The 18,276-nt window shown below is 72.9% G+C and carries 14 protein-coding genes; 7 read left to right on the top strand and 7 right to left on the bottom strand.

Translation table 11 applies throughout. The features are described 5' to 3' along the window. Position 1: 1 nt before the first annotated feature. Positions 2-892 (top strand): helix-turn-helix domain-containing protein, encoded by an 891-nt coding sequence (locus tag BS72_RS27570; protein ID WP_037917974.1) that lies wholly within the window; start codon positions 2-4, stop codon positions 890-892. 732 nt (positions 893-1,624) lie between these two features. Here the strand turns inward: BS72_RS27570 and BS72_RS27565 are convergent. From BS72_RS27565 to BS72_RS27555, 3 genes are all read right to left on the bottom strand, one after another. Next, positions 1,625-4,042: an ATP-binding cassette domain-containing protein gene (locus BS72_RS27565; RefSeq protein ID WP_037914439.1), complete on the bottom strand. Its 2,418-nt coding sequence runs from the start codon at positions 4,040-4,042 to the stop codon at positions 1,625-1,627. 87 nt (positions 4,043-4,129) lie between these two features. Beyond that, positions 4,130-4,540 (bottom strand): VOC family protein, encoded by a 411-nt coding sequence (locus BS72_RS27560; protein ID WP_037917971.1) that lies wholly within the window; start codon positions 4,538-4,540, stop codon positions 4,130-4,132. Between the two features lie 10 nt (positions 4,541-4,550). Next, positions 4,551-4,970, bottom strand: coding sequence for a helix-turn-helix transcriptional regulator (locus tag BS72_RS27555; RefSeq protein ID WP_037917969.1), 420 nt, complete (start codon positions 4,968-4,970; stop codon positions 4,551-4,553). 190 nt (positions 4,971-5,160) lie between these two features. On the opposite strand from BS72_RS27555, the gene BS72_RS27550 reads away from it, so the two are divergent. Next, on the top strand, positions 5,161-5,607 hold the full coding sequence (locus tag BS72_RS27550) for an SRPBCC family protein (RefSeq protein WP_037914438.1): 447 nt from the start codon (positions 5,161-5,163) through the stop codon (positions 5,605-5,607). Positions 5,608-5,843: 236 nt separating this feature from the next. On the opposite strand, the gene BS72_RS27540 is transcribed toward BS72_RS27550, so the two are convergent. After that, positions 5,844-6,239 (bottom strand): DUF5997 family protein, encoded by a 396-nt coding sequence (locus BS72_RS27540; protein WP_037914435.1) that lies wholly within the window; start codon positions 6,237-6,239, stop codon positions 5,844-5,846. A gap of 165 nt (positions 6,240-6,404) precedes the next feature. On the opposite strand from BS72_RS27540, the gene BS72_RS27535 reads away from it, so the two are divergent. After that, positions 6,405-7,232 carry a LysR substrate-binding domain-containing protein gene (locus BS72_RS27535; protein WP_037914434.1) on the top strand — a complete coding sequence of 276 codons (828 nt, stop codon included), beginning with the start codon at positions 6,405-6,407 and terminating at the stop codon, positions 7,230-7,232. Positions 7,233-7,429: 197 nt separating this feature from the next. Further along, positions 7,430-9,649, top strand: a complete 2,220-nt coding sequence (locus tag BS72_RS27530) for an NADP-dependent isocitrate dehydrogenase (RefSeq protein WP_037914433.1) — start codon at positions 7,430-7,432, stop codon at positions 9,647-9,649. Between the two features lie 134 nt (positions 9,650-9,783). On the opposite strand, the gene BS72_RS27525 is transcribed toward BS72_RS27530, so the two are convergent. Next, complete coding sequence (locus BS72_RS27525) at positions 9,784-10,986, bottom strand: methyltransferase (protein ID WP_037914432.1); 1,203 nt, start codon at positions 10,984-10,986, stop codon at positions 9,784-9,786. A gap of 318 nt (positions 10,987-11,304) precedes the next feature. On the opposite strand from BS72_RS27525, the gene dnaE reads away from it, so the two are divergent. After that, positions 11,305-14,868, top strand: a complete 3,564-nt coding sequence (gene dnaE, locus BS72_RS27520; RefSeq protein ID WP_037914431.1) for a DNA polymerase III subunit alpha — start codon at positions 11,305-11,307, stop codon at positions 14,866-14,868. Positions 14,869-15,077: 209 nt separating this feature from the next. Here dnaE and BS72_RS27515 read toward each other — a convergent pair whose 3' ends face one another. After that, positions 15,078-16,010: an NADP-dependent oxidoreductase gene (locus BS72_RS27515; RefSeq protein ID WP_037914430.1), complete on the bottom strand. Its 933-nt coding sequence runs from the start codon at positions 16,008-16,010 to the stop codon at positions 15,078-15,080. 143 nt (positions 16,011-16,153) lie between these two features. Between BS72_RS27515 and BS72_RS27510 the strand changes: the two genes are divergently transcribed. After that, positions 16,154-16,750 carry a MarR family winged helix-turn-helix transcriptional regulator gene (locus tag BS72_RS27510; protein WP_078901680.1) on the top strand — a complete coding sequence of 199 codons (597 nt, stop codon included), beginning with the start codon at positions 16,154-16,156 and terminating at the stop codon, positions 16,748-16,750. Positions 16,751-16,859: 109 nt separating this feature from the next. Here BS72_RS27510 and BS72_RS27505 read toward each other — a convergent pair whose 3' ends face one another. Next, positions 16,860-17,252 carry a winged helix-turn-helix transcriptional regulator gene (locus BS72_RS27505; protein WP_051951766.1) on the bottom strand — a complete coding sequence of 131 codons (393 nt, stop codon included), beginning with the start codon at positions 17,250-17,252 and terminating at the stop codon, positions 16,860-16,862. A 107-nt stretch (positions 17,253-17,359) separates the two neighbouring features. On the opposite strand from BS72_RS27505, the gene BS72_RS27500 reads away from it, so the two are divergent. Continuing rightward, a complete protein-coding gene (locus BS72_RS27500; RefSeq protein ID WP_078901679.1) occupies positions 17,360-18,196 on the top strand; it encodes an enoyl-CoA hydratase/isomerase family protein in 837 nt (278 codons plus the stop codon). The last annotated feature ends 80 nt before the right edge of the window (positions 18,197-18,276 follow it).

Here is an 18,276-nt window from a genome sequence, read left to right as displayed (position 1 = left end):
CATCGGGGAGCTCGCCGAACGGGCGGGCGTCACCGTCAAGGCCGTCCGCTTCTACTCCGACAGCGGGCTGCTGCCCGAAGCCGGCCGCAGCGCCGGCGGCCACCGCCGCTATGGCCCCGGCGCGCTCGACCGGCTCGGCCTGATCCGCTCCCTGCGCGCCCTCGGCCTGCCGGTCCCCGAGGTGGGGCGCGTCCTCGGCCAGGAGGACGCGCTGGCGGACGCCGTCGCCGGCCGGCTGCGGCGGATCGGCTCGCAACTGGCCGTCCTGCGCTGGCAGGAGGCGGCTCTGCAGTCGCTCCAGGAGTGCGGCCCCGGGGAACGCGCCGAGCGGCTGCGGCTGATCGGCGCGGTGTCCGTGCCGCCCAGCACGGCCGCGCTGGCGCGCTTCTGGCGGCGCTGGCTGCCGCCGCGGTTGCCGGCCCGGCTGGTGGCGGCCGTCGTCGACGGGGCGGTTCCGCGGCTCCCGGACGACCCGACCCCGGCGCAGGTGCTGGCCTTCACCCGGCTGCACGCCCTCGTCAGCGCCCCCTGCACCGGCACCGGCCACGGCCAGCCGGCGGCGCACCGGCCCGACGGGGGCCGCCCGGAGGTGCTCTACGACGGCCTCATCGAGGCCTACGCGCTGGCGTCGCCGCGGCTGCGGGCGCGGCGGGCACCGCGGGAGGGCGAGGCGCTCGACTGCTTCGTCTCCGCCTACGCACGCTCCCGCGGTACCCGGGACACCCCGGCCTTCCGCCGCGGGCTCAGCCGGACACTCGCCGCGGACCCCCGGATCGACCGCTACTGGGAGCTGACCGCGGAGCTGTCCGGCCCCTCGGAGCCGACCGCCGGCGCCGCCCACGACTGGCTCTGCGCCGCGCTGGCCGCGCAGACCGCCCGGCCGGCGGGCTGAGGGGCCGGCGGGCCGAGGGGCCGTGCGGGGCGCCGCCCGGCTGCTCGATTCCCCGGGGTGGCGCTGAGAGGACCGCTGCGATCAGGTCGACCGCTGCGGAGGGCGTTCATGGTCGGCGTGCCGGGTCTGAGACGCCGGGGTGCGCTCGCGCCGGGCTTGGCGACGGTACTCACGGCGTGGGCGTCGACGGCGGAGAGCGCAGGCGGCGGCGTCCCTACGGACCCTGGTCCGCTCGAACGCCGGTTCACCGCGCTCGGCCCGCTCTCCGACGCGCGCCGGCTGGGCGCCGTGTGGGGTACCGGCGCCGATCCGAGGGTTCCGGGCCCCGCTGACGTCCGTGTGGCGGGGTTCGCCCGGCTGCGGGCGGGGGGCGTCGCCTCCGCCATGGAGGCGACGCAGCTCGGTTCCCGGCCCGCGAGGCCGAGCCGACCGCCGGGGTCACTCCGACCGTTCGTGCCCGAGAACGCCGGGGTCACTCCGACCGTTCGTGCCCGAGAACGCCGGGTGGGTCCGGAGCGGCTCCTTTGACCGCCAGGTGACGGGAGAGGTGTACCCCGGCGTGTTCTCCCTCGACCCGGGTGCGGGCTACGGGGCGTAAGTCGGTCCCGGTCCGGCCGCGATGTCCGGCGTGACGCCCCGGCCGGCCCGTCATGCGATCACCGGCCGGGGCGTCATCCGATCACTGGCCGGCCACGGCCTCTGACCCCTGGGAACCGGCCGCCAGGCCCGCTCTCACCCGCCGACGTACGCCGCGAGGTGCTCGCCGGTGAGCGTGGAGCGGGCGGTGACGAGGTCGGCCGGTGTGCCCTCGAAGACCACCCGGCCGCCCTCGTGGCCCGCGCCCGGGCCGAGGTCGATGATCCAGTCGGCGTGCGCCATGACCGCCTGGTGGTGCTCGACGACGATGACGGAGGTGCCGGAGTCGACGAGCCGGTCGAGCAGCCCGAGCAGCTGCTCGACATCGGCCAGGTGCAGGCCGGCGGTCGGCTCGTCGAGGACGTGGACGCCGCCCCTGCCGGCCATGTGGGTCGCCAGCTTCAGGCGCTGCCGCTCGCCGCCGGAGAGGGTGGTGAGCGGCTGGCCGAGGCTGAGGTAGCCGAGGCCGACGTCGGCGAGCCGGCCCAGGACGCGCTCGGCCGCCGGGACCCGCGCCTCGCCCTCGGCGAAGAACCCGGCCGCCTCGTTCACCGGCATCGCCAGCACCTCGCCGATGTCCCGCCCGCCGAGGCGGTACTCCAGCACCGACGCCCGGTAGCGCCGCCCCTCGCACTCCTCGCAGGGCGACGCGACGCCGGCCGCCATCGCCAGGTCGGTGTAGACCACGCCGGCGCCGCCGCAGCCGGGGCAGGCGCCCTCGGAGTTGGCGCTGAACAGCGCCGGCTTCACCCCGTTGGCCTTGGCGAACGCCTTGCGGACCGGGTCGAGCAGTCCGGTGTAGGTGGCGGGGTTGCTGCGCCGCGACCCGCGGATCGGCTCCTGGCCGACGACGACCAGGCCCGCCTCGGCGGCCTGCGGGCTGCCGGCCAGCGCCCCGTGCACGAGCGAGCTCTTGCCCGAGCCGGCCACGCCGGTGACGACGGTCAGCACCCCGAGGGGGATGTCGACGTCGACGTCCCGCAGGTTGTGGGTGGCCGCGCCGCGGATCTCCAGGCGGCCGGTGGCCTCGCGCACCCGCTTCTTGAGCGCCGCCCGGTCGCCGAGGTGGCGGCCGGTGGCCGTGCCGGCGGCCCGCAGCCCCTCGACGGTGCCCTCGTAGACGACGGTGCCGCCCGCGGTGCCGGCGCCGGGGCCGAGGTCCACGACGTGGTCGGCGATCGCGATCACCTCCGGCTTGTGCTCCACCACGAGCACGGTGTTGCCCTTGTCCCGCAGCCGCAGCAGCAGGCCGTTCATCCGCTCGATGTCGTGCGGGTGCAGGCCGGTGGTCGGCTCGTCGAAGACGTAGGTGACGTCGGTGAGCGAGGAGCCGAGCTGGCGGACCATCTTCACCCGCTGCGCCTCGCCGCCCGACAGGGTGCCCGTCGGCCGGTCGAGGGAGAGGTAGCCGAGGCCAATCCGGGTGAGGGAGTCGAGGGTCTCCCCCAGGGCGGCGAGCAGCGGCGCCACCGAGGGCTCGCCGATGCCGCGCACCCACGCGGCGAGGTCGCCGACCTGCATGGCGCAGGCGTCGGCGATGCCGGTCCCGTCGATCTTCGACGCGCGGGCCGCCTCGCTGAGCCGGGTGCCGGCGCAGTCCGGGCAGGTGGCGAAGGTGACCGCGCGCTCCACGAACGCCCGCACGTGCGGCTGGAGCGAGTCGACGTCCTTGGACAGGAACGACGAGCGGATCTTCGGGATCAGCCCCTCGTAGGTGAGGTTGACGCCGTCGACCTTGATCCTCGTCGGCTCCTTGTGGAGGAGGGCGTCGAGCTCCCTCTTCGTGTACTTCCGGATCGGCTTGTCCGGGTCGAAGAAGCCGCAGCCGGTGAAGATGCGGCCGTACCAGCCGTCCATGCTGTAGCCGGGGACGGTCAGCGCGCCCTCGTTGAGCGACTTGGTGTCGTCGTAGAGCTGGGTGAGGTCGATGTCGCTGACCGAGCCGCGCCCCTCGCAGCGCGGGCACATGCCGCCGGTGCGGTCGAAGGTCGCCTTCACCGTCCTCCGGGCGCCGCGTTCCACGGTGATCGCGCCGCTGGCCCGGACCGAGGGCACGTTGAAGGCGTAGGCGTTGGGCGGGCCGGCGTGCGGCCGGCCGAGCCGGCTGAAGAGGACGCGCAGCATCGCGTTGGCGTCCGTGGCGGTGCCGACCGTGGAGCGCGGGTCAGTGCCGATCCGCTGCTGGTCGACGCTGATCACGGCCGTCAGCCCGTCGAGCACGTCGACGTCGGGCCGCGCCGGGGCGGGCATGAAGCCCTGGACGAAGGCGCTGTAGGTCTCGTTGACCAGCCGCCGCGACTCGGCCGCGATCGTGTCGAACACCAGGGAGCTCTTGCCCGACCCCGAGACGCCGGTGAAGACCGTCAGCCGCCGCTTGGGGATCTCGACGGCGACGTCCCTGAGGTTGTTCTCCCGGGCGCCGTGCACCCGGATCAGGTCGTGGGTGTCGGCGGTCTCCGGCGCGGGGGCGGTGGCGGCTTCCGGTCGCGAGGGCGTCCCCGTGGCCTTGCTCATCGGTGTCTCCGTCTGTGGGGCGGACCCGGGCGGCCGGGCCCGCCGGCGCGGCCGCCGCGGTCGAGGGCGGGTGGTGGGCCGTACGCGTCAGGAGACCTGCTGGATGCGGATCAGGTTGCCCGCGGGGTCGCGCACGGCGCAGTCGCGCATGCCGTAGGGCTGGTCGATCGGCTCCTGGACGATGTCGGCGCCGCCGGCCTGGAGCTGCTCGAACGCGGCGTCCACGTCCTTGCTGGCCAGCAGGATCCAGCCGTAGGTGCCCTTGGCCATCATCTCGGCGATGGTGCGCCGCTCGTCGTCGGTGACGGCCGGGTCGATGGCGGGCGGCGCCAGCAGGATGGAGGTGCCGGGCTGGTCGGCGGGGCCGACGGTGATCCAGCGCATCCTGTCCTTGCCGACGTCGTTGCGGACCTCGAAGCCGAGGAGGTCGCGGTAGAAGACCAGGGACGCCTCCGGGTCGTCGTGGGGGAGGAAGCTCGCGTGAATGGTGATGTCCATGGATCTCACGCTAGAAGGGCTCGGCGGCCGGCGCTTCTCGATTCCTGATCGGTCTGGTCGCGTGCCTCACCACGCAGGACGGCGGCTCCGCCGCCGCCCGGTCCGTCCGCTGCCGGTAGACGCTGGGCGCCATGCCGACCAGCTCGCTGAAGCGTGAGCTGAACGTGCCCAGCGAGGTGCAGCCGACCGCGAAGCAGACCTCCGTCACGCTCAGGTCGCCGCGCCGCAGCAGCGCCTTCGCGCGCTCGATCCGGCGGGTCATGAGGTAGGTGTAGGGCGACTCCCCGTAGGCGGCGCGGAAGCTGCGCGAGAAGTGCCCTGGTGACATGAGGGCGACCCGCGCCAGCGCCGCGACGTCCAGTGGCTGCGCGTAGTCGCGGTCCATCGCGTCCCGCGCGCGGCGCAGCCGTACCAGGTCGTCCAGGTTCATGCCTCCCAGCATGGCACCGGGCGCTGACAGCCCGCCCTCTCGCCGGGTCTCCCGGGCTCCCGGCCCGCGTGAACGCCTCCGGGCGGGGATGATGGAAGGAGGGGGACGGGGGGACGGGGCCTGGTGGGACAAACCGGGGGACGGCGGGGGGCCGGGGGCCGCAGCCGCGACAGGCCGGAGGTGTCAGGCCATGACAGGCATGTTCGAGGGAACCGCGGAGATCGACCGGCCGGTGGAGCAGGTGTTCGCCTACCTCGCCGACGGGGAGAACGACCCGGCGTTCAGCCCGCGGGTCCAGCAGATCAGGAAGACCACCGAGGGCGCGCCCCGGGTCGGGACGGTCTACGCCAGCACGGTCAAGGACGCCGGGATGACCTCGCACCGCGAGTTCCGGATCAACCGGTTGGACGCGCCCACCACGATCCGCTGGAGCGAGGTGTCGCGGAACTCCGTGACCTCGCCCGACGGCGGCTACGACCTGGAGGCGCTGCCCGACGGCCGGACCCGGCTGCGCGTCTACAACGTGCTGGAGGGCCACGGGGTCGGGAAGCTGCTGGCCCCGCTGGCGCTCAAGGCCGCCCGCAAGGACGCCGACGCCTTCGCACAGCGGATCAAGCAGGCTGTCGAAGCCGCGTGAGGCCCCCCGGGGACCGGGGGCTGGGTCACATGTGGGGAACACGTCCACGGAGCACGTCCGGGGGGCACGTTCACGAGATCCCGCGAGACCCCGTTCCCGAGACCCCGTTCGCGAGGCTTTGGTACACGTCGGTCGGCCTCCGGCACCGAGCCGCCCGGAGACCCCGCCCGGACGCCGTCCGGAGCAGCCGGGCCGGGTGGATCAGGGCGGAGCGACGGCTCAGCCGCGGCGGCGGATCAGGCGGAGCGGCGGGCCGCCTCGGCGGCGTGCTTGTCCTTGATGCGCGCGTTCTCCTTGCGCACGTCCGCCTGGGTGGCGCGCTCGCGCTCCAGCCACTCGGGGCCCTCGCTCTTCAGCGCCTCGATCTGCTCGGTGGTCAGCGGCTCGGTGATCCCGCCGCGGGCCAGCCCCGCGATGGAGACGCCGAGCTTCGAGGCGACGACGGGGCGCGGGTGCGGCCCGTCACGCCGCAGGTCGCGCAGCCACGCGGGCGGGTCGGCCTGCAGCGCGTCGAGCTCCCTGCGCGAGACGACACCCTCCTGGAACTCTGCGGGTGTCGCCGGGAGGTACACCCCCAGCTTCTTCGCCGCGGTGGCGGGCTTCATCGTCTGCGGGTTCTGCTGCGAGGTCATACGCCAAGCGTAACGAGCCGCGGCGGCCCTCCCGACCACGGCGCGGTGGCGCGCCGCGCGCCGGACCGGCCTCCCGGGCCGTCCGAGGACGGCCCCGGCCGTCCTCGGACGGGCCGCTCGGCGCCTGGCGCCGCCGCTCCGGCCCGCGGCCGGTAGCCTGGCCGGATGACCGACCAGGAGCCCCAGCCGCCGTTCCGGCTCGCGTACGTCCCGGGCGCGACGCCCGCGAAGTGGGTGGGGATCTGGCGGGAGCGGCTGCCGCACGTCCCGCTCGACCTCGTGGCGGTGCCCGCCGCGGAGGCGCCCGCCGTCCTGCTCGCGGGCGGCGCCGAGGCCGGGATCGTCCGGCTGCCGGTGGACCGTACGGCGCTGAGCGCGATCCCCCTGTACACCGAGGCGACCGTGGTGGTCGTGCCGAAGGACCACGTCGTGTCGGCCGTCGACGAGGTGGCGGTGGCGGACCTCGCCGACGAGGTGGTGCTGCACCCGATGGACGACGTGCTGCCCTGGGAGCGCCCGCCGGGCCGTCCCGCCCTGGAGCGCCCGGCCACGACCGAGGACGCGATCGAGCTGGTGGCGGCGGGCATCGGGCTGCTCGTCGTGCCGCAGTCGCTGGCCCGGCTGCACCACCGCAGGGACCTCGTGTACCGGCCGGTGGTGGACGCCCCCGGGTCGGACGTCGCGCTGTCCTGGCCCGAGGACCGGCACACGGACCTGGTCGAGCAGTTCATCGGCATCGTGCGCGGCCGGACGGTCAACAGCACCCGCGGCCGCCCCCAGCAGCAGCCCCCGTCCCCGCGCGAGCAGTCGGCGGAGGGGCGGCCTCGGCGGTCGGCGTCCGGCGCCCCGTCCGGCCGCTCGGGCGGGGCGAAGGGCGGCGCCAAGGGGAGCACGAAGGGCGGCGCCCGCGGTGCCTCGGGCACGGCGAAACGCGGCACCTCGGCGAAGCCCGGCGCCCGCGGTACGGGCCGCAAGCCGCGCGGCCGCTCCTGACACAGGACATCAGGCCCCGCACAGGCCCCGTACAGGCCCTGTCGCCGCGCGGCCCCGGGGCGCGGCGCCGGCGTGCGTCGGTCCGGTCCGGTGTGCCGCCGCGCGCCGGCGGACAGGAAGGGGCGCCCTCCGCCCTTCCGCGCCGGACGGGATATCTTGATATCAAGCAATGTTGGAGACTGGACGGAGAGCAACCGGTGGCTGACTCGACCATCATCTACACCCACACCGACGAGGCACCGGCCCTGGCGACGTACTCGCTCCTGCCGGTGATCCAGGCCTACGCCGCCACCGCCGGGGTCACCGTCGAGACCCGCGACATCTCGCTGGCGGGCCGGATCATCGCGACCTTCCCCGAGTTCCTGGAGGAGGGCCAGCGGATCGACGACGCCCTCGCGGAGCTCGGCGAGCTGGCCAAACGTCCCGAGGCGAACATCATCAAGCTGCCGAACATCTCGGCCTCGATCCCGCAGCTCAAGGCTGCCGTCGCCGAGCTGCGCGAGCAGGGCTACGCGCTGCCGGACTACCCGGACGACCCGAAGACCGACGAGGAGCGCGACATCCGCGCCCGCTACGACAAGGTCAAGGGCAGCGCCGTCAACCCGGTGCTGCGCGAGGGCAACTCCGACCGGCGTGCCGCGGCCGCGGTCAAGAACTACGCCAAGGCCCACCCGCACCGCATGGGCGCCTGGACCGGCGAGTCGAAGACCAACGTCAGCACCATGGGCGCCGACGACTTCCGCTCCACCGAGAAGTCCGCGGTGGTCGCCGAGGACGGCACCCTGCGCATCGAGCTGCACGGCGACGACGGCACCACCACGGTGCTGCGCGAGTCGGTGCCGGTGCTGGCCGGCGAGGTGGTGGACGCCTCGGTGATGCGGGTGGCCGCGCTGCGCGAGTTCCTGACCGCCCAGGTCGCCCGGGCCAAGGCCGAGGACGTGCTGTTCTCGGTGCACCTGAAGGCCACCATGATGAAGGTCTCCGACCCGATCATCTTCGGCCACGTGGTGCGGGCGTTCTTCCCCGACACCTTCGCCGCGCACGGCGCCACCCTGGCCGCGGCCGGGCTGACCCCGAACGACGGCCTCGGCGCGGTGCTGCGCGGCCTGGAGGCCCTGCCGGAGGGCGACGCGGTGAAGGCGTCGTTCGAGGCGGAGCTGGCCGCCGGCCCGGCGCTCGCGATGGTCGACTCCGACCGCGGCATCACCAACCTGCACGTGCCCAGCGACGTCATCGTCGACGCGTCGATGCCGGCCATGATCCGCACCTCCGGCCACATGTGGGGCCCGGACGGCAAGGAGGCCGACACCCTCGCGGTGATCCCGGACAGCAGCTACTCCGGCGTCTACCAGGTCGTCATCGACGACTGCCGCGCGCACGGCGCCTTCGACCCGGCGACGATGGGCTCGGTGCCCAACGTCGGCCTGATGGCGCAGAAGGCCGAGGAGTACGGCAGCCACGACAAGACCTTCGAGGTGCCGGTCACCGGTACCGTCCGGGTGGTCGACGCCTCGGGCGCCGTGGTGCTGGAGCAGACCGTCAGCGCCGGCGACATCTTCCGCATGTGCCAGACCAAGGACGTGCCGATCCGCGACTGGGTGAAGCTGGCCGTCAGCCGCGCCCGCGCCACCGGCGACCCGGCCGTCTTCTGGCTGGACGCGGAGCGCGCGCACGACGCCCAGCTCATCGAGAAGGTCCGCGCGTACCTGCCCGAGCACGACACCGAGGGCCTGGAGATCTCCATCCTGTCCCCGGTGGAGGCCACCAGGCTGTCGCTGGAGCGCATCCGCCGCGGCGAGAACACCATCTCCGTCACCGGCAACGTGCTGCGCGACTACCTCACCGACCTGTTCCCGATCCTGGAGCTGGGCACCAGCGCCAAGATGCTGTCGGTGGTGCCGCTGATCAACGGCGGCGGCCTGTTCGAGACCGGCGCCGGCGGCTCCGCGCCCAAGCACGTGCAGCAGCTGGTCAAGGAGAACTACCTGCGCTGGGACAGCCTGGGCGAGTTCCTGGCCCTGGCGGTCAGCTTCGAGCACCTGGCGCAGTCCACCGGCAACGCCCGCGCGCAGGTGCTGGCCGACACCCTGGACCGCGCCACCGGCACCTTCCTCAACGAGGACAAGTCGCCGAGCCGCCGCCTCGGCGGTATCGACAACCGCGGCAGCCACTTCTACCTGGCCCTGTACTGGGCGCAGGAGCTGGCGCGGCAGTCCGACGACGCCGCGCTCGCCGAGGCGTTCGGCCCGCTGGCCCAGCGGCTCGCCGAGCAGGAGGAGGCGATCGTGGCCGAGCTGATCGCCGTCCAGGGCTCCCCGGCCGAGATCGGCGGCTACTACCAGCCGGACCCGGCGAAGGCCGCCACGGTCATGCGCCCGTCCGCCACGCTCAACGAGGCGCTGGCCGTCCTGGCCTGACCTCTCCCCCGCCCGTGAGGGCGGCGGCGCCCCCGCCCCGGCCGGTTCTCCGGCCGGGGCGGGGCGTCTCCGGGCCCGGCCGGGGCAGGGCGTCTCCGGGGTCGCGCGGGAGGTGTCGCCCGCGGGGCGGCCGCTCAGCCGCGGACGGCTCGCAGCAGCACGAACTTCGACGTGGACGCCACCACGTCGCAGTTGCCGAAGACGCGGCGCAGCCGGGCGTGGTGGCCCAGGTGGCGGTTGCCGACGACCCACAGCTCGCCGCCGGGGCGCAGGGCGGCTCGGGCGCCGCCGAACATCCGCTGGGCGGTGCGGTCGGTGGTGGCCTGGTGGGAGTGGAACGGCGGGTTGTTGAGGACGAGGTCGACGCTGCCGGGCGGCACGTCGGCGAGCACGTCCCCGACCGCGAAGCGGGCCCTGGCCCCGGCCGGGGCGTTGGCCGCGAAGGTCTCCTCGGCCGAGGCCACGGCCTGGTGGGACTCGTCGGTGAAGAGCACCTCGCACTCGGGGTTGGCCAGGGCGGCGGCGGTGCCGAGCACGCCGTTGCCGCAGCCGAGGTCGACAACTGTCTCGGGGCCGGAGCGGCGGGGCAGGTGTTCGAGCACGAGCCGGGTGCCGAGGTCGAGCCGGTCCGCGCAGAAGACGCCGGCGTGGTTGGTGACGGTGCGCCCCGACATCGGCCCGACGCCCTCGGGCAGCGCGTACCGCAGCGGCCACGGGTTGGCCGGGCGGCCGGCGGCCGGGGCGGGGGTGCTGAGGATCAGCCGGGCCTTGCGGACGGCCAGGGTGGTGCGGGTCGGGCCGACGAGCCGCTCGAACAGGCGCAGCGTCGAGGTGTGCACCTCGGTGGTCATGCCGGCGCCGATCACCAGGCTGCCGCTGTGCAGGGCGGGCGCCAGCCGGTGCAGCTGGTCCTCCAGCAGGGCAAGGCTCTTGGGCAGCCGTACCACCAGCACGTCGATGCGGGCGGGCGGCTCGTCGCGGGTGGTGGTGAGCGCCACGCGGGCCTGCGGGGCGTTGCGCCGCAGGTTGGCCTCGGCGGCCCGGCCGGCCAGGTAGGAGTCGGTGACCAGGGTCAGGCGCAGGCCGGGCAGCCCGGCGGCCAGGGCGGTGGTCAGGGCACCCCAGCGGTCCCCGAGGACGACGGCGTCGCCGCCCGTCCCTGGGGCGTCCTCGGAGAGGCTCCCGGGGGCGCGCCCGGAAACGTGCTCGGCGATGTTCTCGGCGAGATGGCGCAGGGCGTAGGCGTCCGCGGCGTCGAACGCGCGCAGCTGCTCCCTGGGCTCGTCCGGGAAGCGGGTCAGGTCGAGGTCGCCCCAGGGCGAGGTGAATCGGTCCATCGTCCTTTCACCCTAGACGATGGCCTCCCCGGGACCGGGCCGGCAGCCGGGGCGCCCGGACCGCGGCACGGCGTCGGATGACGGCTCGCCGCCGGTCCGCCGGGGGTGCGCGGCTCGGGTGCCGATCCCGCGTGTCGCCGTGCTCCCAGGGGCAGTTGGGGCTGCCGGCGGCCAGCACGCGGACGGGGCTCGCGACATGTCCGCCGGAGGTGCCGACCTCCGCACGGCGGAGCGGTCGGCGCACTAGGGTGGGCCCCTTCCACGTGACTCCACGCGACTCCACGCGCTCCACGCGACTGTTCCGGAGGTGCCTGCCCGGTGGCTGACAGCTTTGTTCACCTGCACAATCACACCGAGTACTCGATGCTTGACGGTGCTCAGCGGCTGAAGCCGATGTTCGCCGAGGTGGCGCGGCAGGGCATGCCGGCCATCGCGATGAGCGACCACGGCAACATGTTCGGGGCGTACGAGTTCCAGCAGGTCGCCAAGGGCTTCGACGCGGTGAAGCCGATCATCGGCATCGAGGCGTACGTCGCGCCGTCCTCCCGCCGCAACCGGAAGCAGGAGTTCTGGGGGCCGGGCGGGCAGCGGGCGATGGCGGACGACGGTGAGGGGAGCAAGGACGTCTCCGGCGGCGGCCGGTTCACCCACATGACGATGTGGGCCACCGGCGTCGAGGGGCTGCGGAACCTCTTCTACCTGTCGACGGAGGCCTCGTACACGGGTCAGTTCCCCTCCGGCAAGCCCCGTATGGACATGGAGCTGATCGCGGAGCACTCGGCCGGGATCATCGCCACGACCGGCTGCCCGTCGGGGGCCATCCAGACCCGGCTGCGCCTGAACCAGTACGACGAGGCCCGCCAGGTCGCGGCCTCCTACCAGGACGTCTTCGGGAAGGAGAACTACTTCCTGGAGCTGATGGACCACGGGCTGGACCTGGAGCGCAACGTCCGCGCCGACCTGCTGCGGCTGGCGAAGGACCTGGACATCCCGCTGCTGGCCACGAACGACGCGCACTACGTGCTGGAGGAGCACGCGGACGCCCACGACAACCTGCTGTGCATCGGGGTGGGCAAGAACAAGGACGACCCGAACCGCTTCAAGTTCAACGGCACCGGCTACTACCTCAAGACCGCCGAGCAGATGCGGGAGCTGTTCGCGGAGCTGCCGCAGGCGTGCGACAACACGCTGCTCATCGCGGAGCGGATCGGGTCCTACGACGAGGTCTTCGACCACAAGGACGAGATGCCGCAGTTCCCGGACGTCCCCGAGGGCGAGACCCAGGAGTCGTGGCTGCGCAAGGACGTCCTCAAGGGCCTGGCGATGCGCTACGGCGACCCGATCCCCGAGCACGTGCTGGAGCGGTTCGAGACCGAGATGAAGGTCATCGGTCCGATGGGCTTCTCCTCGTACTTCCTCGTCGTCGCCGACATCTGCAAGTACGCCCGGGACAACAAGATCCCGGTCGGCCCCGGCCGCGGCTCGGCGACCGGCTCGATCGTCGCCTACGCCACGCGCATCACGGAGCTCTGCCCGATCGAGCACGGGCTGCTCTTCGAGCGCTTCCTCAACCCCGAGCGCATCAACCCGCCCGACGTCGACCTCGACTTCGACGACCGCAAGCGCGACCAGATGGTCCGCTACGTCGTGGAGAAGTACGGGGACGCGTTCACCGCCCTGGTCAACACGTTCGGCAAGCTCAAGGCGAAGAACGCGATCAAGGACACGTCGCGGATCCTGGGCTACCCCTTCGCGCACGGCGAGCGGATCACCAAGGCGCTGCCGCCGGACGTCATGGGCAAGAGCATCCCCATCGACGGCATCTTCAACTCCGAGCACCCCCGCTACGGGGAGGCCGGCGAGATCCGCACCCTGTACCAGAACGAGCAGGACGTCAAACGGGTCGTGGACGGCGCCAAGGGCGTCGAGGGGCTGATCCGCAACACGGGTGTGCACGCCGCCGCGGTCATCCTGTCCAAGACGAAGCTCACCGACCGCATTCCGCTGCACATGCGGAAGGACGGCGCGAAGATCACCGGGTTCGACTACCCGTCATGTGAGAACATGGGCCTGGTCAAGATGGACTTCCTGGGCCTCCGCAACCTGGGCGTCATCGACCAGGCGATCCAGAACGTCCGCGAGAACCGCGGGATCGACCTGACCACCGAGAACATCCCGCTGGACGACAAGAACACCTACGCCCTCCTCGCCCGCGGTGACACCTTCGGCGTCTTCCAGCTCGACGGCGGCGGCATGCGCACGCTGCTCAAACTGATGGAGCCCAGCCGCTTCGAGGACATCGCGGCGGCCCTGGCGCTGTACCGGCCCGGCCCGATGGCGGCCAACGCGCACACCAACTACGCCCACCGCAAGACCGGGCGGCAGGCCATCGACCCGATCCACCCCGAGCTGAAGGACGCGCTGGAGCCGATCCTCGGCAACACGTTCCACCTGCTGATCTACCAAGAGCAGATCATGGCGATCGCCCGCCAGCTGGCCGACTACACCCTGGGCGGCGCCGACCTGCTGCGTCGGGCGATGGGCAAGAAGAAGCCCGAGGTGCTGGCCGCGGAGTGGGAGAAGTTCCACGGCGGCATGGCGGGCAACAACTACTCGGAGGAGTCGATCAAGGCCCTGTGGGACGTCATGCTCCCCTTCTCGGGCTACGCCTTCAACAAGTCGCACACCGCCGGCTACGGGCTGGTGTCGTACTGGACCGCCTACCTCAAGGCGAACTTCGCGCCCGAGTACATGGCGGCCCTGCTCACCTCGGTCGGCGACGACAAGGACAAGGCGGCCGTCTACCTCGCCGACGCCCGCAAGGGCGGCGTCAACGTGCTGCCCCCGGACGTGAACGCGTCCGTCGCGGAGTTCACCGCCGTCGGCGACGACGTCCGGTTCGGCCTCAAGTCGGTGCGGAACGTGGGCGAGGGCGTGATCGAGGCCCTGGTCGCCGCCCGCAAGTCCAAGGGCAAGTTCGCCTCCTTCCCGGACTTCCTGGACAAGGTCAGCATCCCCGTCCTGAACAAGCGCGCCGTGGAGTCCCTCATCAAGGCGGGTTCGTTCGACTCCCTCGGCCACACCCGGATGGGGCTCTCCCAGGTGTTCGAGGAGGCGGTCGACGCGATCATCCCGGTCAAGAAGGCCGAGGCCTACGGCCAGAACGACCTCTTCGCGGAGCTGGGCGGACCGGACGACAGCACCCCGGCCTTCGGACTGGACTTCCCCATCCCGGAGACCGAGTGGCCGCGCAAGCAGCTCCTGGCGATCGAGCGCGACATGCTGGGCCTGTACGTGTCCGCGCACCCGCTCGACGGCACCGAGCACATCCTGGCCCGCAACCGCGACACCACGGTGGCGGAACTCCTCGCCTCCGGCCAGGAGGGGCCCGTCAGGATCGCGGGGCTGATCACCGGCGTGGACCGGAAGATGACCAAGCAGGGCAACGCGTGGGCGGCCGTGCAGTTCGCCGACCGGGACGCCAACGTCGAGGTCTGCTTCTTCCCCGCCACCTACCAGCTGGTCGGCCACGCCCTGATCCCCGACAGCGTCGTCTCCATCACCGGCCGGGCCCAGGACCGCGACGGCACGATGAACATCATCGGCGCGGAGCTGGTCGAACTCGACGTCAGCTCCGCCGAGAGCGGCGGGAAGCCCCCCGTCCAGCTGGCCTTCCGCGAGTTCGCGATGCTGCGCGAGCCCGCGATCAAGGAGCTCAAGCGCATTCTCGTCGCCCACCCCGGTGAGAGCCCGGTGCGGGTGAGGTTGCAGGGGCCGAGGAAGACCACGGTGTACGAGCTGGGTTTCCTGGTGGACCCCATGTCGGTCGCGTCCGACATCAAGGCGTCCTTCGGCGCCGACGCCTGGATCGGCGTGGTGTGACCGGCAGGCCCGCATAGGAGCCCGCCGGCCCGCTGTCGGGGAAGGCCGCCGGTCGTCCGGCCGCCTTCCCCGCGCGGCCGGAGGGCCGAACCGCCGGACGACCGGACCGCCGGACCGCCGAACGACCGAACCGCCGGACGGCCGAGCCGCCGGGCCGGCTTCACGGCCCCGGCGCTCGCCGGGGCCGGCGGCGTGCGGTCAGGGTGCGGTCAGGGGATCAGGACGGTCTTGCCGGGCAGCCGTCCGGCCGCGGCGTCCTCGTGGACGGCGGGCAGGTCGGCCAGCGTGGTCCGCCGCGCGATGTCGATCTCCAGGTCGCCGGAGTCCACCCTGGCCACCAGCTCGGCGAGCTGGGCGGCGTCGCCGCGGACGACGATCCGCGCCGTGCGCACGCCGCGCCCGGCGTCCTCGGGCCCGGGGGTGGTGGCGCTGACGAACGCTCCCCCGTCGGCGACCAGGTCCACCAGGGCCGCGGTCTCCTCCGGGCCGGTGGGCGTGAGGTTCAGCACCGCGTCGAACCGCTGCCCGGCCACCGCCCGCGGCAGCGGTGCGACGGTGTGGTCGACCGTCCGGTCGGCGCCGTAGGAGCGCAGGCGGTCGGCGCTGCGCGGACTGGCGGTGGCGGTGACGAGGGCGCCGGCCCGGTGGGCCAGTTGGACGGCGTACCCGCCGACCGCCCCGCCCGCGCCGTTGACCAGGAGGGTCTGCCCGGCCTGGAGGTCCGCGTGGTCGAACAGCGCCTGCCAGGCGGTCAGTCCCGGCATCGGCAGCGCCGCGGCGTCGGCCAGGTCGACGCTCCTCGGCGCGGCGGCCAGTACCTCGGCCGGCGCGACGGCGTACTCGGCGGCCGCTCCGGTCCCGGCGATCGGCAGGAACGCCACGACCGCGTCGCCGGCCTTCCACCCGCCGACCCCGGTGCCGACGTCCGCGACCACTCCGGCGAGGTCGACGCCCGGGGTGTGCGGAAGGTCCAGCGGGAACACCTCGCGCATGAAGCCGGCGCGGACGAGGGCGTCCACCGGGTTGAACGTGGTGCCGGCCACCCGCACCACCACCTCGCCGGCCCCCGCCGTCGGACGGTCCACCTCCTCGTGGACCAGGACGCCGCTGTCGCCGTACGCGTGGAAACGCACTGCCTTCATGATCACTCCTCGGGGACTTGCTTCGCATTCGAAGCATGAGGGAGAACTTGCTTCGAATGCGAAGCATTTCCTGCCGAGGATGTGGCGCCCGTCACATTCTGTTGTGATCCGTGCGGCGAATGCGCTGTACGTACCCTGGGTGGATGCCCGAGATCCGCCCCGACGCCGCCGGTGCCCAGCCGCTCGACCCCGGGCGTCTGGACACCTACTTCGCGCTGCTGGAGTCCGTCAGCCTCCTCCAGTACCAGCTCGAACAGCAGCTGCGTACCGACGGCGGCATCAGCTACGCGCAGTTCGAGCTGCTGGCCCGCCTCGCCGACGCCACCGGTCCGTTGACCATGACCCAGTTGGCGGACGGCATCGTCTACAGCCGCAGCGGCCTGACCTACCAGGCAGGACTGCTGGAGAAGGCCGGCCTGATCACCCGCGGGCCCGACCCCGGCGACGACCGCGCGACCGCGGTGACCCTCACCGAGGACGGCCGGTCCCTCATCCGGCGCATCCTGCCCGGCCACGTCCAGCTCGTCCGCCGCCTGCTGTTCGACCCCCTGACCGAGGACGACCTGAACCGTCTCGGCGACACCATGACCCGCGTACGCGACCACATGCGCGCCGAACCGCCCCGCTCCGCGGCCTCCCGCGGCCGCCGCCGTACCTCCGCCACGCCGGGAACCGCCCCCGGAACCGCCCCCGGAAGCAACCCCGGCAGCAACCCCGGAACCGCCCCGCCGAACGGCTGAGCTCCCCGGGCCGTCACCGCAGTCCCACGGAACGAGCACCGGCTCCGCGCGGCCCCCGATCGCGCGGGTCAGGTCGGCCGACGACGGCCGGTCGGGTGGTGGGCGGGGGCTACTGTCCCGATGCCCGCGCGTCGAATGCGCACTGCGCCGTCAGGACCTCGTCGCTGTGCTCGACCGTCCATTCGTACAGGCGCGTGAAAGGGCCGCGGAACGACTCACCGAGAGGTGTGAGGGAGTACTCCACGCCGGGTGGGGAGGTCTCCAGCACTCGGCGCCGGATCATTCCGTTCCGTTCCAGCCTGCGCAGCGTCTGGGTGAGCACCCGCTGCGTGACGCCCTCCAGTTGGCGCTTGATCTCGTTGAACCGCGTCGGCTGCTCCAGGACCGCCATGACCATCATCGACCACTTGTCGGAGATCTGGTCGAGGATGGGCCGACTCGGGCACTCGGCGCTGAATCGCGGAGCGCCACGGGGCGGCAGGGGCGAGGAGCTGGTATCCATCAAGATCCTTGGTTGTCGAGAAGTGCGTTATTGACCGTTCACGACGCCGAGCACAGGGTTGGTATGCATCGCAAACCTACTGGCTCACCGCAAACCTTGGAACGCTCATGAACCTGGACCAGTACACGACACTCCGCGTCGCGATCGATGCCGGAGTCGCGCGGATCACCCTGGACAATCCCCCTGTCAACGTGCTCAGCGGAACCCTGATCCGTGAACTGCACGATGCTCTCGGGACGCTGCGGGACGACCGCTCGGTCCGCGTCATCGTGTTCTCCAGCGCCAACCCCGAGCTCTTCATCGCACACGTCGACATCCACATCCTCGACGAGTTGGACGGGCTGCGGGAGATCGCGGACCGCAACCCGGACGCCAACCTCTTCCAGGGGGTCGGCGAGCTGCTGCGCCACCAGCCCCAGGTGACGATCGTCAAGCTGGCGGGCACGGCGCGAGCCGGAGGCGCGGAGTTCGTCGCGGCGGCCGACATGGCCTTCGCCGCGCGGGAGACCGCGGGCATCGGACAGAGCGAGGTCCTGATGGGCATCGTGCCGGGCGGCGGAGGCACGCAGTACCTGCGCGAGCGGGTCGGACGCAACCGGGCGCTGGAGCTGCTGCTCACCGGGGACGTGGTGGACGCGGACACCGCTGCCGCCTACGGGTGGATCAACCGCTCGGTGCCCGCGGCCGAGCTGGACGCGTTCGTCGACGGGGTCGCGGAGAAGATCGCCGCGCTGTCCCCGGAGATCATCGCCGCCGCCAAGCGGCTGGTCCCTCCTGCGGACCTGACCGACGGCCTGCGGGCGGAAGACGAGGCCTGGGCCGAGCTGGTGGGCGGGGACCTGCCGGCACGGCTCATGGCAGGGGCTCTGGAGCACGGTGCGCAGACCCCGGCGGGCGAGCGTGATCTGGAATCGGTCCTGCGAGGCGTCGCCGCCGGCCTGTAGCGCCGAAGGCGCGGCCCGGGAAGGCTCCTGGCCGCGCGGGCCGAAAAAACCACGAGGCGGTACACCGACCCGGAGCCCGG

Source organism: Actinacidiphila yeochonensis CN732 (genome assembly GCF_000745345.1).
Classification (GTDB): domain Bacteria; phylum Actinomycetota; class Actinomycetes; order Streptomycetales; family Streptomycetaceae; genus Actinacidiphila; species Actinacidiphila yeochonensis.
This window is presented reverse-complemented; position numbering and strand designations above follow the sequence as displayed.

Bases quoted from the DNA above. Each gene is read 5' to 3' on its own strand.
- BS72_RS27565 (WP_037914439.1), bottom strand. From the start codon at position 4,042: ATGAGCAAGGCCACGGGGACGCCCTCGCGACCGGAAGCCGCCACCGCC.
- BS72_RS27525 (WP_037914432.1), bottom strand. From the start codon at position 10,986: ATGGACCGATTCACCTCGCCCTGGGGCGACCTCGACCTGACCCGCTTC.
- BS72_RS27535 (WP_037914434.1), top strand. From the start codon at position 6,405: ATGACCGACCAGGAGCCCCAGCCGCCGTTCCGGCTCGCGTACGTCCCG.
- BS72_RS27550 (WP_037914438.1), top strand. From the start codon at position 5,161: ATGACAGGCATGTTCGAGGGAACCGCGGAGATCGACCGGCCGGTGGAG.
- BS72_RS27555 (WP_037917969.1), bottom strand. From the start codon at position 4,970: ATGAACCTGGACGACCTGGTACGGCTGCGCCGCGCGCGGGACGCGATG.
- BS72_RS27515 (WP_037914430.1), bottom strand. From the start codon at position 16,010: ATGAAGGCAGTGCGTTTCCACGCGTACGGCGACAGCGGCGTCCTGGTC.
- BS72_RS27500 (WP_078901679.1), top strand. From the start codon at position 17,360: ATGAACCTGGACCAGTACACGACACTCCGCGTCGCGATCGATGCCGGA.
- BS72_RS27505 (WP_051951766.1), bottom strand. From the start codon at position 17,252: ATGGATACCAGCTCCTCGCCCCTGCCGCCCCGTGGCGCTCCGCGATTC.
- BS72_RS27510 (WP_078901680.1), top strand. From the start codon at position 16,154: ATGCCCGAGATCCGCCCCGACGCCGCCGGTGCCCAGCCGCTCGACCCC.
- BS72_RS27540 (WP_037914435.1), bottom strand. From the start codon at position 6,239: ATGACCTCGCAGCAGAACCCGCAGACGATGAAGCCCGCCACCGCGGCG.
- BS72_RS27560 (WP_037917971.1), bottom strand. From the start codon at position 4,540: ATGGACATCACCATTCACGCGAGCTTCCTCCCCCACGACGACCCGGAG.